The sequence below is a fragment of the Dictyobacter sp. Z7_2 genome, assembly GCF_057551105.1.
Genome location: NZ_BAAJPE010000001.1, coordinates 1,350,117 through 1,369,363, shown reverse-complemented (window position 1 = coordinate 1,369,363; position 19,247 = coordinate 1,350,117). Strand labels below are relative to the sequence as shown.

The 19,247-nt window shown below is 51.1% G+C and carries 12 protein-coding genes; 6 read left to right on the top strand and 6 right to left on the bottom strand.

The features are described from left to right. The first annotated feature begins 189 nt into the window (after window positions 1–189). Together AC27N8_RS05215 and AC27N8_RS05210 are read left to right on the top strand one after the other, a co-directional pair. Window positions 190–2,844: an alpha-L-rhamnosidase-related protein gene (locus AC27N8_RS05215; RefSeq protein WP_487064651.1), complete on the top strand. Its 2,655-nt coding sequence runs from the start codon at window positions 190–192 to the stop codon at window positions 2,842–2,844. Between the two features lie 390 nt (window positions 2,845–3,234). Then, complete coding sequence (locus AC27N8_RS05210) at window positions 3,235–4,257, top strand: hypothetical protein (protein ID WP_487064649.1); 1,023 nt, start codon at window positions 3,235–3,237, stop codon at window positions 4,255–4,257. A gap of 107 nt (window positions 4,258–4,364) precedes the next feature. Here the strand turns inward: AC27N8_RS05210 and AC27N8_RS05205 are convergent, their stop codons facing one another. Further along, window positions 4,365–5,195: a helix-turn-helix transcriptional regulator gene (locus tag AC27N8_RS05205; protein ID WP_487067905.1), complete on the bottom strand. Its 831-nt coding sequence runs from the start codon at window positions 5,193–5,195 to the stop codon at window positions 4,365–4,367. A 351-nt stretch (window positions 5,196–5,546) separates the two neighbouring features. On the opposite strand from AC27N8_RS05205, the gene AC27N8_RS05200 reads away from it, so the two are divergent. After that, a complete protein-coding gene (locus AC27N8_RS05200; RefSeq protein ID WP_487064647.1) occupies window positions 5,547–6,281 on the top strand; it encodes an SDR family oxidoreductase in 735 nt (244 codons plus the stop codon). Between the two features lie 270 nt (window positions 6,282–6,551). Here AC27N8_RS05200 and AC27N8_RS05195 read toward each other — a convergent pair whose 3' ends face one another. The 3 genes from AC27N8_RS05195 to AC27N8_RS05185 form a co-directional block, all read right to left on the bottom strand. Then, window positions 6,552–7,502 carry an SDR family NAD(P)-dependent oxidoreductase gene (locus AC27N8_RS05195; RefSeq protein ID WP_487064645.1) on the bottom strand — a complete coding sequence of 317 codons (951 nt, stop codon included), beginning with the start codon at window positions 7,500–7,502 and terminating at the stop codon, window positions 6,552–6,554. Window positions 7,503–7,723: 221 nt separating this feature from the next. After that, window positions 7,724–8,230: a hypothetical protein gene (locus tag AC27N8_RS05190; protein ID WP_487064643.1), complete on the bottom strand. Its 507-nt coding sequence runs from the start codon at window positions 8,228–8,230 to the stop codon at window positions 7,724–7,726. Between the two features lie 38 nt (window positions 8,231–8,268). After that, entirely contained in the window at window positions 8,269–9,492 is a 1,224-nt protein-coding gene (locus AC27N8_RS05185; RefSeq protein ID WP_487064641.1) for a CHAP domain-containing protein, read from the bottom strand. A 394-nt stretch (window positions 9,493–9,886) separates the two neighbouring features. Here AC27N8_RS05185 and AC27N8_RS05180 point away from each other — a divergent pair, with 394 nt between their 5' ends. Both AC27N8_RS05180 and AC27N8_RS05175 read left to right on the top strand, forming a co-directional pair. Further along, window positions 9,887–10,288 (top strand): group III truncated hemoglobin, encoded by a 402-nt coding sequence (locus AC27N8_RS05180; protein ID WP_487064639.1) that lies wholly within the window; start codon window positions 9,887–9,889, stop codon window positions 10,286–10,288. A 100-nt stretch (window positions 10,289–10,388) separates the two neighbouring features. Further along, a complete protein-coding gene (locus AC27N8_RS05175; RefSeq protein ID WP_487064637.1) occupies window positions 10,389–11,219 on the top strand; it encodes an SDR family NAD(P)-dependent oxidoreductase in 831 nt (276 codons plus the stop codon). A gap of 419 nt (window positions 11,220–11,638) precedes the next feature. Here the strand turns inward: AC27N8_RS05175 and AC27N8_RS05170 are convergent, their stop codons facing one another. Beyond that, complete coding sequence (locus tag AC27N8_RS05170) at window positions 11,639–14,500, bottom strand: RICIN domain-containing protein (RefSeq protein WP_487064635.1); 2,862 nt, start codon at window positions 14,498–14,500, stop codon at window positions 11,639–11,641. A 644-nt stretch (window positions 14,501–15,144) separates the two neighbouring features. Between AC27N8_RS05170 and AC27N8_RS05165 the strand changes: the two genes are divergently transcribed. Beyond that, a complete protein-coding gene (locus AC27N8_RS05165; protein ID WP_487064633.1) occupies window positions 15,145–18,003 on the top strand; it encodes a glutaminase domain-containing protein in 2,859 nt (952 codons plus the stop codon). Between the two features lie 119 nt (window positions 18,004–18,122). Here the strand turns inward: AC27N8_RS05165 and AC27N8_RS05160 are convergent, their stop codons facing one another. Continuing rightward, a complete protein-coding gene (locus AC27N8_RS05160) occupies window positions 18,123–19,067 on the bottom strand; it encodes an ArsR/SmtB family transcription factor (RefSeq protein ID WP_487067904.1) in 945 nt (314 codons plus the stop codon). Window positions 19,068–19,247: the final 180 nt, after the last annotated feature.

Sequence of the window (19,247 nt, the reverse complement as noted above, 5' to 3'; positions counted from 1 at the left end):
TATCAAGGAAGAAGGAGGTTTGTTTCTATGCACATCGGTGTTCTTGCCACCAGCATGGCGCTTCGTATCAGCAACAAATCCGTAGGTCCAGACAAGAACACATGCTGATATTTGCCTCAGCTCTCACCTCATAAAACGTTATTATCAAGCGTGTCCTTTTGCACAAAGCCGAGCAAGGAGTCGCAATCAATGAAACGTCTGTTTTTCATCGCAGTGATTTTGAATCTCTGCCTATATGGCGGAGTACTACTTACTGCTGGTGCAGTCCCTGTTGCGCATGCAGCGCCCACCGTTGCATCTGCCTCCACGCCAGGAGATGCCTATAATTATTCGCCCACTACACGAACGATTGCGCCTGGTGCCATCTATATCACCTCCGGCACCGTCAGCAATCCAACCAATCTGCTCTCTGGACAGGCTACGCGCCTGACCGGCAATGGTTCCTATGTTACGGTTGATTTCGGTAAAGAGGTCGGCGGTATCGTGACGCTCACGTTTGCAGGCTCAAGCGATGCCAGCCAGAGTGTCGGATTAGCCTTTACCGAATCGCCGCTCTACGTTGGTACCAGCAGTGATGCTTCTACCAATGATGGTAATGATGGAGCTATCTACGCTGCCGTTTCAGGTGCTGGTACGTATACGATGCCTGCCGATAAGCTACGCGGCGGCTTCCGCTACCTGACGCTTTTTCTGCACTCCTCGGGATGGGTCGATATCAGTGGAGTCTCACTCAACTTCACGGCTGAGCCAGCCATGAGTAATCCAGCGGCCTACCCCAACTATTTCTACTCGAACGACACCCTGCTCAATCAGATCTGGTATGCGGGAGCGTACACGGTCCAGCTGTCCACGATCGGCTCGACGCAGGGGCGTGTCTGGCCTGATCCGTCGGGAGGTGGTTGGGAGAACAATGCGACCGTCGGCGTGGGTACCGAGGTGCTCTCCGATGGAGCCAAGCGCGATCGTACTGTCTGGCCGGGCGACATGGGGATCTCATCGGCGACCGAGTATGTCAGTACCGATGACATGCTTGCCACGAAGAACTCATTGGCGACGCTCTATCAGGCTCAGAACACCACGACTGGCGAACTGCCCTATTCTGGACCGCAGTACAGCTTCCCCGATTCCGATACCTATCATATGTGGACACTGATTGGTACCTATAACTACTATCTCTATACGGCCGATAAAAGCTGGCTGGATGGTATCTGGGCGCAATATCAGCATGGTGTCAGTTACAGTACGGGCAAAATTGATAGCAATGGTCTACTCAATGTCACGAACACCAGTGACTGGGCACGTGGTAGCCAGGGGGGAGAGAATATTGAAGCCAACTCCATGCTCTATGAAGTGCTGACCACAGGATCTACACTGGCAAAGGCTGAAGGGAACACCTCACTGGCAAACACCTATAGCACACAGGCTGCCAACCTGAAAACGCAGATCAATGCACGTTTATGGGATGCAGCAAAGGGAGCCTACAAAGATAATCCCAGCAGCACGTTGTATCCGCAGGATGGTAATTCGCTGGCGGTCTGGTACAACGTCGTTTCTACATCGGCGCAAGCCACAAGTATCGTCAACGTCTTACACGGCAACTGGAACACTATCGGCTCGCAGTCGCCGGAGTGGAGCAACAATATCTCGCCGTTTGCCAGCTCGATGGAGTTATATGCGCGCTTCGCCGCCAGTAATGATGCCGATGCGCTCAACTTGATGAAGCGCGAGTGGGGCTATATGCTCAGCTCGAACGCAGGCACGCACAGCACTTTCTGGGAGGGTATGACCTCCACCGGAGGCTTTGCCAATGGTGGTTCGTTCTCCAGTCTATCTCATGGATGGTCTACTGGACCCACGGGCGCTTTAACACAGTATGTGCTTGGAGTTTCACCCACCAGTGCAGCCGGTGTGACCTATCAAGTTATCCCGCATGCAGCCAACTTAACGCATGTTGAGGGAACGCTCACCGTCGCCTCTGCAAAAAAGCTGCATGTGAGCTATGATCATAGTTTAAATGGAAGCTTTAACATGACGGTTGATGCTTCTACTAATAGTGGCTCAACGGGTGTTATCGCCGTCCCCACCTTCGGACAGAGTCGTGTCGTGACCATCAACGGTGCCAGTGCCTGGAACGGCACATCCTTTACGGGAGCCAGTGGTATTGCCAGTGCCGACTCTGACTCCAGCTATATCTACTTTAGAGGAGTACAGGCTGGTTCTTATACCTTCAGTTATCCGTCGACGAACACTACCGTCTCGCAACTACCGGGCATGTGGACGCAGTGTGCCGTTGAGAATGCTACCTGCTCTTTTAATGGCACGATGACGGTGGCCTATGGTGCCAATGGCAAGTTCAAGTATGCGACTGCTAGTTCCAGCATCGCCTGCACGAGCACCGCGTTTGGAGGTGATCCGATTGCCAACACTGCCAAAACTTGCTATACCGAGCCAGCCCCGCCGGCCACATCTGTCTGGTCGCAGTGTGCCGTCGAGAACGCGACCTGCTCTCTGGAAGGAACGATGACGGTGGCCTATGGTGCCAATGGCAAGTTCAATTATGCAACCTTGAGCGATAGCACGATTTGCAGCAATGCCGCCTTTGGCAACGATCCGCTTCCCAACACGGTCAAAGCCTGTTACGTGATCGCACCGCCATCGACAACGGCAACATGGGGAGTTTGTGCCGCTGAAAATGGCACCTGCACCTTCTCGGGCACCCGCGAAGTCGCCTACGGGGCTAATGGAAACTACTCCTATGGTACCTTTACCAATCAAACTCCTTGTACGAACACCGTCTTCGGCGATCCAGCCCAGAACACGGTGAAGACCTGTTATTATCAGTAGCGATACCGAGCAGTACGAGTGATCAGTCAAAGGTCATCGCGACCAAACGCTACGTCGGGGAGCGATGACCTTTGCATTTCATGCCGCTCTATGTGCTCAAGGATATAAAAATCAACAAGTTCTAAAGTACTAACGCTTTATATAGAGTAATGTATAGCTGTGCTAAAATACAGTACACAATGAAGCTATGAGCAGCTCTTTCACTATACAGGTATCACAAAAAAAATCTTCGCGCATAGACATGAAACGATCTTTGTTTTAATTTCTGAGTTATGCAATAAGAAGCCATCGGCGTGGATCCTTTTACTACAACATCGCGATGGCTGTGCTCTATATGTATGAGATCATAGCGTTTATATACATATAAATGAGTATTGAGGAGATAATCACATGAATCAGGATCCCAGATGGCAACCTATTCGGGATATTCCACATACATCTAATACAGACCAAACGCATCATACAAACCAAACGTATCATACGGGGCAAGCGTACGACCCCTCTTTTTTTGATGGACAAACACAGATGCATTGGCAAAATAATTCACCTTATGATCCGCCAATCCCATCCAACCCATATGAGTCACCCAGTCCGCTTCCCGCGCCTGTCGAGAAGGCCGCAGTAGCGCGGAAGCGCAGTCGTGGTATCCCCATTATTCTTATGCTATCGCTAGCGCTTATGCTCATCATCGTTGGCGGCGTTGCCTACATCTACGTCCGAACAGGGCAGCCTGTATCGCATGCTTCCACTAATTCGGCGCAAAGCAGCAATCAGGTAACCAGCAATCCGACGAAAAGCAGCAATCAGGTAACCAACGAATCTTTCCCATCGCTGCCGGGCATGTGGACGCTGTGCGCCGCAGAAAACACGACCTGCACTTTTAGCGGCACAATGACGGTGGCCTTTGGTGCCAATGGTCACTTCAGGTATCTGACTGCAGATACAAGTATTGATTGCAACGTCGACTCCTTCGGGGACGATCCGATCGAGGAAACGCCTAAAGTTTGCTATATCGAGCCCGTTCCATTAGCGACCCATGTCTGGTCTCAATGCGCGGCCGAGAACGCGACCTGCTCGCTTGAGGGGACGATGACGGTGGCTTTCGGAGTGGATGGTAAGTTCAACTATACGACCCTGAGTAATAGTGCTGTCTGTGGCACCTCTGTCTTTGGTGGTGATCCGGTCCCCGATACCGTCAAAGCTTGTTACGTGATTGCTCCACCCTCCACGACGGTTACCTGGAAAATCTGTGCCGCCGAGAATGGTATCTGTACCTTCTCTGGCACCCATGAAGTCGCCTACGGGACTAACGGACAATACTTTTACAGCACCTTTACCAATCAGACATCCTGCAATGACAACGCTTTTGGTGCTGCGACATCTGGCCCTGGCCAAAACTGCTATTATCAGTAGCAGGACCGATCATGCATATTATCCAGTCAAAATGTGCTTAAGAGGCCATTGGGTGCCGTAGCGGTGTTGGCCTGGTCATGGGCCTTTGAGACGGTATGCCTCCTTTCCTACTCAAAGGCCAGAAGCCGCGCGATTTTGTCGGCAGTCCCAGAGTTGGGACGCGGAGTGTGAATCAGAAGCCGAAGATGCTCCGAATCAGCTGTCTGGAACAAAAGAAACTCAAAAGCCAAATCTCCTACGAGCGGATGATGCATCGATTTTCGTCCTTCTGGAACGTTGAGCATCTCGTGACGTGCCCATAATTCCCGAAACTTCGAGCTGAAACGGGAGAGTTCTGCGATCTGTTGTGCCCACCAGGGATCTTCGATGAAATGATCGTATCCAGCACGAAATTGCGCTAGATACACTCGCGCATGCTCCTCCCACTCTTCGTTGGAAGAAGGTGACATGAATAATTTCCAGATCAAGTTTCGCTCTCGCTCGGACTTCGTTTCACAGTTGCCAAAAACAGCACAAAAAGTTTTATTCCACGCAACGGCATTTAAACGAACATCAACGACGCACGCGGGGATTGTCCCAAGCTGATCGAGAAACCGTTGAAAGGCCGGGCTGATTGTCGTTTGTGAAGCTGTCTCGATTGGAGGAGGTTGTCTGAGTGCCAGCAAAAATAAATGGGTGCGTTCGTTGGCGTCCAGTTGCAGAGCTCGCACGAGACTTTCCAAAACTTGTACCGAGACGTTGATATCCCGTCCCTGCTCAAGCCAGGTATACCACTCCAGGCTTACTCCGGCAAGCAGGGCAACTTCTCCACGTCGTAAGCCTGGGGTATGCCTTCGGGTCCCTCTGGGTAATCCCACTTGTTCTGGCGATAAGCGAGCACGGCGGCTCCGTAAGAATTCAGCTAATTCGTGACGACGATCCATCTTCAATTGGTTTATAGGCACGCAACATTCTCCGCTCAATAGTGGATATGGTTGCTAAATTCAAAAAGTGGGGAAAGGTGCAGCCCAAATAGTATATTTTACCTTCTCAATGGGGAATTCCGACTATCCTTTGTGCTGAGAAAAAGTAAAACATCCCTACGAAAATTGAACTTAGCAACAGTATCAATCGTGTGACAGAAAACTAGGAGTGCTAGTTCTAGAATAAACACCTATCTCGTTAAAACATGCCCCTCATTATACACTACAGATAGGTGAGGTGAGTGGTCCATCGAAGGGATATGTGACCAGAGAAAGGGGCACCTTCGGTGATACAAAAGAATTAACAAGAGAAACAGGAGGTAGGATATGTCAAACATTGCAGGAAAAGTTGTTGGTATTACGGGTGCAAGCAGCGGAATTGGCGAGGCGACTGCGCTTCTGCTCGCTGAGCACGGCGTGAAAGTCGTCCTTGGGGCGCGCCGATCAGATCGCCTTGAGGCTCTGGCAACCCGCATCACGGATGCTGGTGGTGAAGCTGCCTATGCACGCACTGATGTGAGACGGCGCGACAATCTCTCCAATCTCGTCCGATTGGCATGCGAGCGGTACGGCAAGCTTGATGTTCTCGTCAACAATGCCGGCGTTGGACCGATTTCCCCCCTTGACGAACTGCGTGTCGATGATTGGGATGAGATGATCGATGTTAACCTCAAAGGCGTTCTGTATGGCATCGCGGCAGCGTTGCCGGTTTTCCGTCAGCAGGGTTTCGGGCATTTCGTCAATATCGCTTCTACATCAGGACATAAGACGGTATCAAACCAGTCGGTCTATTCCGGCACAAAGTTCGCCGTGCGCGCCATCTCCGAGGGGTTGCGTCAGGAAGCTGGCGCTAAGTTGCGCGTCACCATCGTTTCTCCAGGTGCCACAGAGTCGAACTTCGCAGATACCGTGCAAAGTGCGGTGGTCAGAGCTCAAATCGCTACCTACGCTGCGTTCGCAATGCCGCCAGATGCGATTGCCCGCGCTATTGTGTTTGCAATTGAGCAGCCAGCCGATATTGATGTGAACGAGATTGTTATCCGCCCCACTGCGCAGGGGTAACTAGCTCCTCGCAACGGGCGTGTGATGACTGCGCTGGTGGGTGTTCACGCTGCCGCCCAGGCGGCAGTGATCTCATCAGTGGATCGTCAGTGTGCGATCCTCGTTATCAACCGGACCAGGGCACGGGGGCCAAGGGTGTCTCCAATCGGACAAGCGGGCTTCTCCGATTGGAGAGCGTACACCTCTTTTCCTGGAGGTTCCCCAATGCTTTCTCTCTTCTGCCTGTTTTGCTCTCCATCTTGCTGTCCAACAAGTAGTCTTTGGTGATCTTTATAGCTCGACGAGCTGCTCGGCGATGGTCCAGAGCTGTTCGGCATGATCGGCGTCCAGAACGTAAGGCAGATAGCCAGCGAGGGCTGAAATCTCGGGATTATATGGAGCCGCTTGCTGGCAGCCTTCCAGATAGAGGCCACCGATCCCTTGCAGCTCTGGTGCGATGCTGGCCCAGACGCTCGTAGCCGCTCCTTGATCGGGTGTGCCGAAGTTTGGATTGAGATTCCCTTCCGCGTCATAGTATCCACGTGCGCGCATATCCTCATAGGATAAATGTTGCTGGAGGTCGGTACGTACCCCGCCGGGATTGACCGCATTGGCCGTGATGCCTTGCTCGCTCATATGCCGGGTCAGAGCGACCGCCAGCAGAGCGTCGGCTGTCTTAGATTGGCCGTAGGCTTCCCATTTATCGTACGGACGGTGTCGATACTGAATATCGTCGAAGTGGACATCTGACATGCGGTGGGCGCTCGATGTCAGTGAGACAATCCTGGCGGGCGCGGCTTTGGATAAGGCTGGCTGTAGCAGCCGGGCCAGAAGAAAATGTCCCAGAAAGTTGGTTGCAAACTGCTGCTCAAACCCATCTACCGTATAGCCCTGAGGCGTTGCCATGATACCAGCGTTGTTAATAAGTACATCCAGCTTATCCCAACGATCAGAGAAGAGAGCGGCTGCCTGGCGCACGGAGGCCAGCGAGCCAAGATCAAGTGGGAGAAAATGAACGCGGCTGTCAGGATATGTTTCCTGGAGCGTCTCTACTGCCTGTGCTCCTTTCATCTGGTCACGAGCCGCAACAATCACATCGGCATGGGCTGAAAGCAAAGCCTGAGCGGTCGCGTATCCGATGCCCGCGCTTGCTCCGGTAATCAAGATCGTTTTCCCGCTCAAATCATGACCGGCGACGACTTCACTGGCGGTAGAGCGAGCTCCAAATGCTGATTGAGGCACAAAATGATCCTTTCATTGCTATGAGAGAAGATACGTAGGTTTCTCTTACGAGCAGTGTATACCTTTGAGTGCGCTCTCAGTCAAGGGGATTGCGGTATTGTACTTTTAATCTTCTTTTAGCTGGCTGAAGAAGCCAGGAGATAACCAAACAAAGATGGCAGGCTGATTCTCTTATCTTTGGAGCGAAGATGAGGAAATGGCGTACTTCTTGCAAGAAAAGCTCATTGGTGATCTCTAGTTATAATGTTAAGAGTACCGTATTTTTGTGTATACCACTCTCTTATGCCATCTGCATATAATGCTTCTTGCTCTTCAAACTTTTCAAAGGACAGAGGCGGAAAACGATCGTTTGTCAAAATAGAGAGAGTTTCTACTGCATAGAAAAAAGGATGCCAGGGAGAAAAAAATGTGGCTTTTTCTGTAGGAGGGGCGGCAAGATTATACAGAAGGTAAGAGACGAGTTCGGGAATGATCGCAGTACTTTGGAAGATACGAAAAAGAATAAAATAAATCAGACGAGTCTCTCCAGTCATTATTTCTTTTGTTTCAAAATAACGAGCGAATAGTAGTGGTGTGCTCGTGCTTTGATACTTGGAAAGATTTTGAACGGGTGCTGCATCTAAAATAATTGTAGCAACCAGAAAATGATCACTTGCAATATACGTTGGTTGGATAAAATCTGGGTCTTCAAGAGCGTTTATCAGTTTTGTGAGATCAGCTGGCTGCATATTCATCTCCGTGTTTTTAACTGTTGCTTGGAATGAACCTAGTCAATTCGTTGAATAAGTCGACCCTTTTCTCGGTTTGTACGATAGATTGTCCATTCTTTTCCATAACCATCTGGTACAGCGGAAACTAGATGCTCCCATCTTCCGAGTTGCCCCCATTTACTTTCAATATATATCTCTCTTCCTTCTACACGACGAACAACACCCGTATGCGTTATATGTTCATGACTCATTGAAGATTGTGTTTTATAGACAATGACATCTCCAGCAGCGGGTTTTTTTGCCCAATGATAAGCTGATGCGATTGGCCTAAAATCGTGGTCTTTTAGGATAGTCTGGACATCCTGAGAAGTTAGCCATCCTCCTTTTCCATTTGTAAATGTATAGCTATGGCAATTATAATCTGGATGAGGATCGGATTTTTCCGTTATTTTATCTTTAAAAATATCCTTCCATCTCTTCTTTTCTTTTACAGGATCTGCATATCTATCCCCTTTATTGCCCGCATCTCTCTGTTCTTTAGTTAGCCATGTCACATCCCAGGTTCTTCCTAGAATAAGTGTCCCTTTATCCGTGCGATGCACATAAGGTAGAAACTGTATTGGCTCTGTCTGTGCTTGTTTGGTCTCATGGCTTTCTTTGCTCTCATCTGATTGCTTTCTTCTGCTCTCCAAAAGTTGTCTTAGTGAGCGAGAACGTGTATCCTGTCTGTCTACAGAGCGAGAACGTGTATCCTGTCTGTCTACAGAGCGAGAACGCGTATCCTGTCTGTCTACAGAGCGAGAACGCGTATCCTGTCTGTCAGCCGCAGTAGGAAGAGCGTCGATAAATTGATCGGGGCTAGGGTAACTCTGGGCAGGAGCGGCACCGGGGGGCAATCCCTCAGAACTTCGAGTTAATCTTTCTTCAGGCAGTCTAAGATTCTCCAGGAGAGGCTTTTGAGGTCCAGAACTCCTACCACGGCTGTCACCTAAGCTGAAACTAGTATCTGGTTCCTCCGTCGTAAGGTATTTGAGAAAATGATCATGGATGGTAGGACGAGCGGCACCAGGTGGCAATCCTTCAGAAGTAAGAGTGAACTCTTTCTTGGGCATTTTATACTCTACTACATTCGCAGTAGCTTCTCTTTGCTCTTTTTCTGATTGCATTCGTAGCGCGTCAAAGCTCTTGAGTGGCAAATTTTTAGTTATCGGCCTTTTTCTTATATCATTTATGTTTTTCCGATAGCCATCATTACCAGCGTTATTATTTTTAATAGCCATAGATCTGTCCCCTTCCTGACGTTCAGTTGGGATTTTGCATCAGGAAAACAATCTTTATAATCTGATAATCAGTTAAGAAAAGTGATGTTTGGTGCTCTGATCTTTTCATTTTTGTTGTTCTTGATGAAATAAGAATACAATAACTTTAACTTAAAATACAAGTATTAAAATGCGAATTTGTGACTTCTAGTATGAATCTTTAGTTGAACTCTTCCTCTTCAATTTAATATGCTATATTTCCTTTTATTTTAGTTGCATACTATGTGTCTGGAGGTATGTTGAGCAGCATTTTTCTGACAAATAGGCACAAAATATCATAGAATGTTTGAGTATATATGTTCTTGGTATCCTGGGGATGCCATTATGTGCGCTGGTGATAAGAAGGATATTCTCGATGCAGACAAAGACAGATATTAGAGATCGTGACGATATAGCCTTTTTGATTCGCTCATTCTACACGCACGCGATGCAGGATGAGTTAATTGGACCCTTTTTTACGCAGGTGGCGGAACTCAATCTTGAGGAGCACCTGCCGATCATGGAGGATTTCTGGGAAAACCTTTTATTTCATACAGGAGCCTATCATGGTGGTATGATGTATAAGCATATTCAACTCAATAACAAGAAGAATATCGAAGAGGAGCATTTTGGACGCTGGCTGGCTCTCTTTGCGGCCGAAGTGGATAAGCATTTTGAGGGTCCTGTGGCGGAAGAGGCCAAGCAGCGGGCGCGAGCTATTGCTCCCACCATGAACATGAGGTTCAATCATACGCTGCTGCCGATGACGTGGCTCTAGGGCGAGTCGATAAGCACAGCGAGGCGGCATTGTCGCGAATTTTTTCTTGAGCATATCAGAGGTTACTTGTACAGAGTTGTCCAAATGAAAGGATATACCAATGAAAGATTTCCAGAAGAAGGTTGCGGTTGTTACGGGAGGTGCCAGCGGCATCGGACGCGCTCTGGCTGAGAAGTGTGTGCAGGAGGGGATGATTGTTGTGCTGGCTGATGTGGAAGAGCAAGCGTTACGTCAGGCGGCTGACGATCTGCGTGAGCTGGGTGGTGAGATACGTCCAGTGCAGACCGATGTCTCCAGCGCGTCATCGGTCGAGGCGTTGGCTCAAGATGTATTTGAGAAGTACGGAGCTGTCCATCTGCTCTTCAACAATGCGGGCGTGGGGGCCGGATCGACGGTCTGGGAGAGTAGCCTGGAAGATTGGCAATGGGTCTTAGGTGTGAACTTGTGGGGAGTTATTCACGGTGTCCATTATTTTGTCCCCCGCATGCTGGCGCAAAATGAGCCCTGTCACATCGTCAACACCGCCTCGTCAGCCGGACTGGTTGCTAGCACGGGCCTTGGGGTCTATAAAGTTAGCAAGCATGGTGTGGTGACACTTTCTGAGACGCTGGCACTGGAGTTGGCGGAGCGCACTGCCGATATCAAAGTATCGGTGCTCTGTCCCGAATGGGTCGACACGCGCATCGCGGAGGCGGAGCGCAACCGCCCGGCTTCCTTGCAGAATGACTCATCCACGGGTCCTGGCTTGCAAGCTCTGGCACAAGTCTTAAAAGCTGGCCTGAAGCCAGCTCAGGTGGCCGAGGCCGTCTTTGAAGCGATCCGTAATGAGAAGTTTTACATTATCACGCATCCGACAACCCGCGTGGCCGTCCAAATGCGCATGGAGGATATCATCAACGATCGCTCCCCAAGAGACATCTTACGCAGATAAGTACACTTATGTGTAAAATACCGCAAATGTAGCACAGGGGTTTTACGCCCCTGTGAGGACCCATAGCGTCAAAGATCACCCATGGATCATATTGCCAGGGAGGTGCTGGGAGCCGAAAATGTTGCATGAGTGGCATGGGCAGCTCGGTTTTACGCCCCTGTGAGGACCCATAGCGTCAAAGATCACCCATGGATCATATTGCCAGGGAGGCGCTGGGAGCCAAAAATGTTGCATGAGTGGCATGGGCAGCTCGGTTTTACGCCCCTGTGAGGATCCATAGCGTCAAAGATCACCCATGGATCATATTGCCAGGGAGGCGCTGGGAGCCGAAAATGTTGCATGAGTGGCATGGGCAGCTCACAGGGGCGTAAAACCCCTGTGCTACATTTGTAATTATAAGCAGCAAAAATTATATATATCTACATGAAGCACCACAGGTGATCGGAGGTGCCATTGTCTGCAAATTGAGTGGCCAGGGCGCTATCGGCGGTGGACGCGTTGCTGACGGCCAGCACCTTGCCACTGTTCAGATTCTGGATGCGGAAGTAGTTGCCACTGTCATAGCGCAGGCGCCAGAGATGATCACTGGTGCCGTTGTCGGAGAACTGGACGATTTGAGCGCTGTCGGCGGTCGACATATTGGAGACGCCAAGCACTTTGCCGCTATTCTGATTCTGAATCCGGAAGTACCCATTGGCATCGGCGACGAACTCCCAGAGATGGTCGGCGGTGCCGTTATCGGAGAATTGGACGACTTGAGCGCTATCGGCGGTCGACATGTTGGAGACACCAAGTACCTTGCCACTATTCTTGTTCTGGATGCGCACATATCCATTTGGGAAGAAGCGCCAGAGATGATCGCTGGTGCCGTTGTCGGAGAACTGGACGACTTGAGCGCTATCGGCGGTCGACATGTTAGAGACACCAAGCATCTTGCCACTATTCAGGTTCTGAATGCGTACATATCCGTCGCCGTTATCGATTAATCTCCAGAGATGGTCGCTGGTGCCGTTATCGGAGAACTGGACGACTTGAGCGCTGTCGGCGGTCGACATGCCGTCGACGCCAAGGACTTTGCCGCTGTTCGCGTTCTGAATCCGGAAGTAACCGTTTCCATTATCGATCAGGCTCCAGAGATGGTCGGCGGTACCGTTGTCGGAGAACTGGACCACGTGGGCGCTATCGGCGAGCGACATGCCGTCTACTCCGAGGACTTTTCCGCTATTCTGATTCTGGATACGGAAGGATGTTCCTATTTTAATCCATGCATGCGCTCCTGCTCCGGTGCCGATGGTGGGAATGGAGGTGATACGTAGCCGTGCCGCTCCCATTGGGATCAGCGTTACCGTCTGCGCGGACGCACTGGAGAGCGTTGGACTGTCTTGCAAGGGCGTGATGACGTTTTGATTGTCCGCCTGCCAGTTCGTAATCTGCTGAGCCTGTACCTGCATCGTGATAGGTACCGTCTGCTGCGTAAACGGATTTGCGGCCAGCGCGGCTGCGCTTTTGGTGACGGTAAACGATTGTGCTGGATTGCTGGCGTTGAGGACAAGTCCATAGTTCCAGGGCGTGGTGGGATAGACTTGATACTCGGGCCACTGATCCGTACTGTTATTGAAGCGACTGAAGTTCTCGCCAATTTGTAGCGAGAAGGTTAGCGGACCATAGTTGACCGAGACCGCATTGTGATTATTAGTCCAGGTCTGCACGGTCGTCTGCATCGGCAATTGGAGCGTGACCGTATCGCCGTTGGCCCACGTACGATTGATCGTGACATATGTCGGACCTGCTTTGGCGGCGATGCTTTGTCCATTGACTTTCAAGATCGGACTTGAGCACCAGCCGGGGATGCGCAGATAGAGTGGGAAGGTCTGTGCGGTCGGCGTGCTGAGCTTCAGATTGATCGTGTCGGAGAAGGGATAGTCTGTTGTCTCGACAAATGTCACGCTGGCGCCAGTGCCGACTTTGGCCGTCACAGTGCTGGCCGCATAGAGCGAAGCGCAGAGACCATTATCGGGCGTTGCCAGCCAGAGTTCCTCTGTAAAGAAGGGCCATCCCTGTCCATAGTTATGCGGGCAGCAGCGATACTGATCGATGCCGAGCATATAAGCTTGCATCGCAAAGGGATTATCGAACTGCGCTGCACTTTTGGGCACGTTATCCAACTGGATGCTGTTGGCGCTGGTGATATAGTGGGTGGCTTTCTGCTGAGGATCAAGTGCTGCTGGCAGTGAGTTAAAGGCCAGATTTTCAGTGCGGTCGGCCCAGACTGGATCTCCCGTGATACGTGTGAGCATCTCATGGCTCTGCATGAACTCGACAATCCCGCAGGTCTCAAATCCCTGGCGTGGATCGCTGAAGCCTGGTCGAGCATTCTCATCGCCAGCGAAGCCGCCGCCAGGAAATTGTCCGTACGTGTTCATGATTGTCGTATAGTCACTGTACGTTGCCGACGTATACTGAGAACCGCCAGCCAGCATCCCATACTCGGCGGGCTCGCGGAATCCCTGAGCCAGATTGACATTGTGTAGCGTGGGCAGGTTATTCATATAGTTGGATGAGTATTGATGGATTTTCCTGACCAGATCAAGGAGCCATGAAGCTCCTGTGCGGTTGTAGAGCCAGTAGATGCTATCGATATTGTCGGCCCAACGATATTCACCCCAGCCCTGTGAAAATACTGAGGTTGCCTGCGCATTCTGAAATTGGAAGTAGCTGGTCAGGAAGGGGACGATGCGTGCATCATTGGTGTATTCCTGAAACGAGCGCAGCGCCTGGAGGATCGGCATATGAGGCCAGAAATCTGGACCTCCATTGAGAGATGTGCGCAGCGAGCTTGGACCGAAAAAGCCATCCGCCTGTTGCGTTGCCAGGATACCATTGATCCATTGTTTGGTGGTGGCGAGCGCAGTTGCATCGCCAGTCACGTAGGCCAGGTCGCCATAGCCGCGCAGCCAGTAAGGCACCTCTTCCCAGCCAGTAAGGCTGGGCGTGATCCAGCCGGTATTATTATATTGCAGGAAGTGAGACACCTGTGTCATCTGTCCGTTGAGGCCATTGAGTTGAAGTTGGAGTTGATTGGCCAGCCAGCCTTGCGCCTTGACGCTTCCCGGGGGCAAGCGATAAAAGGAGGCAGGCTGTAAGGGCGCTAGGTTGGGACTATAGAAGCCTCCAGAGGCTGCATGGACAACACGGCTAAACGTGATTTCGTGACCAATCAAGGCTAATCCTCCGGCGGTGAGGAGGCTTCTCTTGAGAAACTCGCGGCGTTCCATCGGCATAATCTTTTTCCTCCATGATCAATCCTGGTACTGACATGGAGAGAGCGTCCACAGGTCGGGTATAGAGAAGTATACTCGCATCGTTAAGAACCTCCATGTCCTCTACGCAATGCCCCTCATGGACACTGCTTTCACGACTCTCTATGGCTACTATTTTCTTGTGACGACCCGGTTTGCTTTTTAAAAGCACAAATTAAATAAGGTAAAGACGAATAGAACGGCTGTAATAGCGCTAAAAGAAGATCGGTAGCAGAAATCTGACTACTTTTAATCGTACTATTGCTAATCAATTAATACTAGCATATGCTAAGCGGATAGTATTGTCAATAGATGGAGGTAAGTTAATAGGTCGATGCTTTTTTTACAAAAAATACTTGACTTTTTTCTTCAGTCTCATTTATACTACTCTTAATTGATTAGGGATTATGTAATTCAAAACCAATGTAAGCTCTCTTCAATGCTTCTTCTATCGCTCCCTGGTGTTTAAATCCTGTTACCTGGCATGATGCCAGCGACAGAAGGTCAAAAGTACCGGTTTAATTCGTGAAAAAACGAATCAAATTGTAGTTTTTACTATTTATGGGGGGCAGGCCATTTGCTCTCTATAAGCGTGCGTATGCAATGATGCAAAGGAGTTTCTTGTCATGGATGAGCAGAAAAGCTTAGCGAACTTTCCAATGATGGGGAGTGTGAGTCGCCGTAACTTTCTGAAGATGGGAGCCGCCCTTGGTCTCTCAGCGGCCGCCTTAGATAGTATGTTCTTCTCCCCGCAAGCCGTCCATGCGGCGACCCCTGGTCTTGCGGGTTATTGGCCCCTGGATAATGGGAGCGGCACGAGCGCGACGGATACCTCCGGTGGAAATCATAATGGAGTGTTAAACGGCGGCCCTGCCTGGACAACCGGCAAGAGCGGCACTGCACTCAGTTTCAATGGAAGCAGTACCACCGTTGACATCAACTACAGTGTCGTCAACACGAGTAACAGCTTCTCGGTTGCCGCCTGGGTTCAATTAGCCTCTTTAAGTAACTGGGCTACGATCGTGAGTCAGGATGGCTCCAATGTGAGTGGCTTCTATCTGCAATACACCAGCCCATCGGCTGGTACCGATGCCAGTAAGTTTGCTTTTAGCCTGATCAACGCGGATGCGACGACAGGTACGACCGTGCGGGCCACCTCAACATTTACGCCGCTCGCCAACACCTGGTATCATGTTGTTGGCGTATATGATGCCGCAAATCATCAGAGCCATCTGTACGTCAATGGAGCATTGCAGAGCACTCAGACGGTCGCTTCGAACTGGAATGCGACTGGCGAGACGGTGATTGGGCGTGCCAAATTTGGTGGCAATGTGGACTACTGGCCGGGCTTAATCGACGATGTGCAGGTCTCCAATCAGGCACTTGCCGCCTCAGACGTTCTGACGCTGTATAAGACCGCACCAGCTCTATCTCCTGTGCGACCGCCATCGATCCCTTTGATTGTCCGCAACCCGTATGTCAGCACCTGGCACAATTCAAGCACCGCCCCCGGGACCTGGTCGAGCTTCTGGAACGGAAATGTGAAGGCGATAACCGGCATCGTACGCGTGGATGGCACCTCGTATGTTTTCTTTGGTGCGCCCGGCGGTATTGGGACAGTTCAGAATGCGACGCAGATCCAACTGGAAGTCACGGCGACGCAATCGCGCTTCGTCTTTCAAGCGGGAGCCGTGAATCTCTACGTCAACTTTGTCTCACCGATTGAAGCCACCAATCTCCAACTCTTATCGGTCCCCTTTGGCTATATCTACGTCCAGGCGCATAGCACCGACGGCGCCGCGCATACCGTCAGTGTCTATATGGATATCTCGGGTGAATGGGCGCATGGAACCAACACGACGCCTATCAACTGGGCTTATCAGACCATCAACACGGGCACACAAAACGTCAACGCCTTCTCTGTGACGCCCAACGCGCCCACCGTCCTGGCGGAGACCAATGATTATCCATCCTGGGGTTCAGCCATCTGGGCGACGAACGGTCCCGGCTTTACCTATCAGAGTGGTGCAGATACGGTGGTACGCTCGCAGGCGGTCTCGTCGGGAAGCCTCAGCAACACCATGGATACCAACATGCCACGAGCCATCAATAACTCCTGGCCCGTCTTTGGTTTCAACTTTAACCTGGGCTCCCTGGGTGGCACGCCGAACGCGCCACTAGTATTTGTGCTTGGACATGTGCGTCAACCAGCCGTCAGTTATCAGGGAGGTCAGATCGCGCCACTGTGGCAATCCTACTGGTCCAGCTGGTCGGCGATGCTTGGAGCGGCCTATAACGATGCGACTGCTCTGACGCTTCTCAGTCGGGCGAACACGCTCGATGCCTCGATTGCTCAGGCCGCTGTCTCTGCAGGCGGTGCTCATTATGCTGCTCTCTGTGCGCTGGCGGCTCGCCAAGCCTTTGGAGGCGTCGAGCTCGTCAACACCTCGAGTGCCCCCTGGCTCTTCCTCAAAGAGATCAGTAGTGACGGCAACATCTCAACGGTCGACGTGATTTATCCGATGTTCCCCATCCTCTACTACCTGAATCCGAATCTGCTGAACCTGATTATGGCACCCATTCTCCACTACGTCGAAAGTGGACTCTGGCCTCAGAAATACTGTGTCCATGATATTGGTTCATCATATCCGAACGCCAACGGACATAACGATGGCGGTGGCGAAAACATGCAGGTTGAGGAGACAGCTAACATGTTAGTCATCGCCGCAGCGTACATCACGCAGTTGAGCGCCGGTGATGCCTCCACGTATAGCAACGCCCACTACACTATTTTCAAGCAATGGGCCGACTATCTGAACGCTCCCAACGGAGGGAATCCCAGCCGAGCCAACGCGCTTGATCCGCTGTTACAGAACCAGACCGACGATTTTACTGGCCTGATTGCTCACAGTACTAATCTGGCCCTCAAAGGCATTTTGGGAATTGGAGCCATGGGTTTGATCGCCAAAGCTGCCGGGAAGACATCGGATCAGACCTTCTACGCTGGTGTTGCGTCAAATCTGATCACCCAATGGGCCTCGCTTGGTCAGGACGCCTCGCAGGCGCATCTCGACATCGCCTATACGGAATCGGATACGGACTCTGGCACGGGAGCCGGTACCTATAGCCTCAAGTATAACGCCTTCCCCGATCGTACTCTGGGACTCAATCTGGTGCCTGCCTCTGTCTTGCAGGAGGAGGCAGCCTGGTATCTCCAGAAGAAGAACACCTATGGCGTGCCGCTTGACACGCGTCATACGTATACCAAGGCCGACTGGGAGATCTGGACGGCTGCCTCGACCGACAACGCGCAGCTGCGTCAGTTCTTTATCGACGCTGTCTACACCTTTGCCAATACATCGGCGCAGCGTATACCTTTCACCGATTGGTATGACACCATTTCCGATGCACAGAGTGGCTTTCAGGCTCGCCCGGTAATCGGTGGCCTCTTCGCCATCCTGGCGCGTATCAAGAGCGGCCACTAGTAGCGTCGCACGCTCGCGTGCGATGTCCCACTCGACGTACGAGACGGCAAGATCTCGGCGAGCCACGCTGGGGTGCCTGATCGTACGTCAAGTGGGACATCGTGCCCGAGGGCACGACGCTACTTTGTGTTGCCGTTTGCTTTTGGCTGGACATAATTGACGTTGAGCACAATTGGCTGTGGATAATTGCCAAATTGCTCGCCGAAGATGTTGAGCCCTCCCACATTTAAGGCATCGGGTTTAATGCCCAGGCGTACATCAATAAAAGGCTTCTTGCTAATGTGCAGGTCGTCGATACTCACGGAGCTGATCAGTTTGCCATCGATATAGCTGCTATCCTCGGTGACCGACCAGATCTTGAGCATCCCATACTGGCTATCTTTCGAGCCCCACCATTGTGGAGTAAGCAGACCGCGCTTCCCTCCGAAGTCGGCTGGACTGGTCCAGCTGCCGATCTCCACATCGTTGATCCACAGCGTGATATCGGAGGGCCAGTTCAGATGATGGAGCGGGGCTTCCGAGCAGATCTCGGCGCTGAGATCGAGTTGCAGGGCGTTGGCGCCGATGGGGAGATGATTGGGAAAGCGATAGGTAACGTATCCTCTGCCAAACCAGAGCAACTGGGCGTGGACGTGATCTGGCTCATAGAAGCTGGCGGGATGATCTAACAATCCAATCAAGCTGGTTGAACTGGCCAGCCCGCAGGTTGGATAGACCTCGAAGTCATAAAATTGTCCGACGGGCATCGTGATACTGAAGGAATCGCTGGTATTCTTTTCAGTGTGTTCTATGCGAATATGTATATCATCGTAAGTACGAGCACAGAGCTTCTGCAAGCCATGCGTGGCTGGTATGACCTTGGTGCGTATCAGATCGGCTTTTTCGAGGATCTGGATATGGGTCGTCGCGGAAGAGGGGGCGATCTGCAATGCTTCCGCAATCTCATTGACATTGATTGTGCGATCGCCTAAATAAGCCAGGATTGCCAGTCGGGTATCAGAGCCAAGCGCTTTTAATAATCTGAGCGATGTCGTATTATCATTTGTAAGATCTAAAAACAACACTTTTCCTTGCATCATAGCACCGCTCTGTATTCAATGAGAGATTCCATCAATATACATACCATCTTCTATTCCATCTCCCTTTAATTCGCTATATGGCTAATTGTTACGGATTAGTATAAAGTATAGTCATTGTGATGTCAATGGCTGAGATCTGCTCTCGCTGGTTGCAAACATCACTTC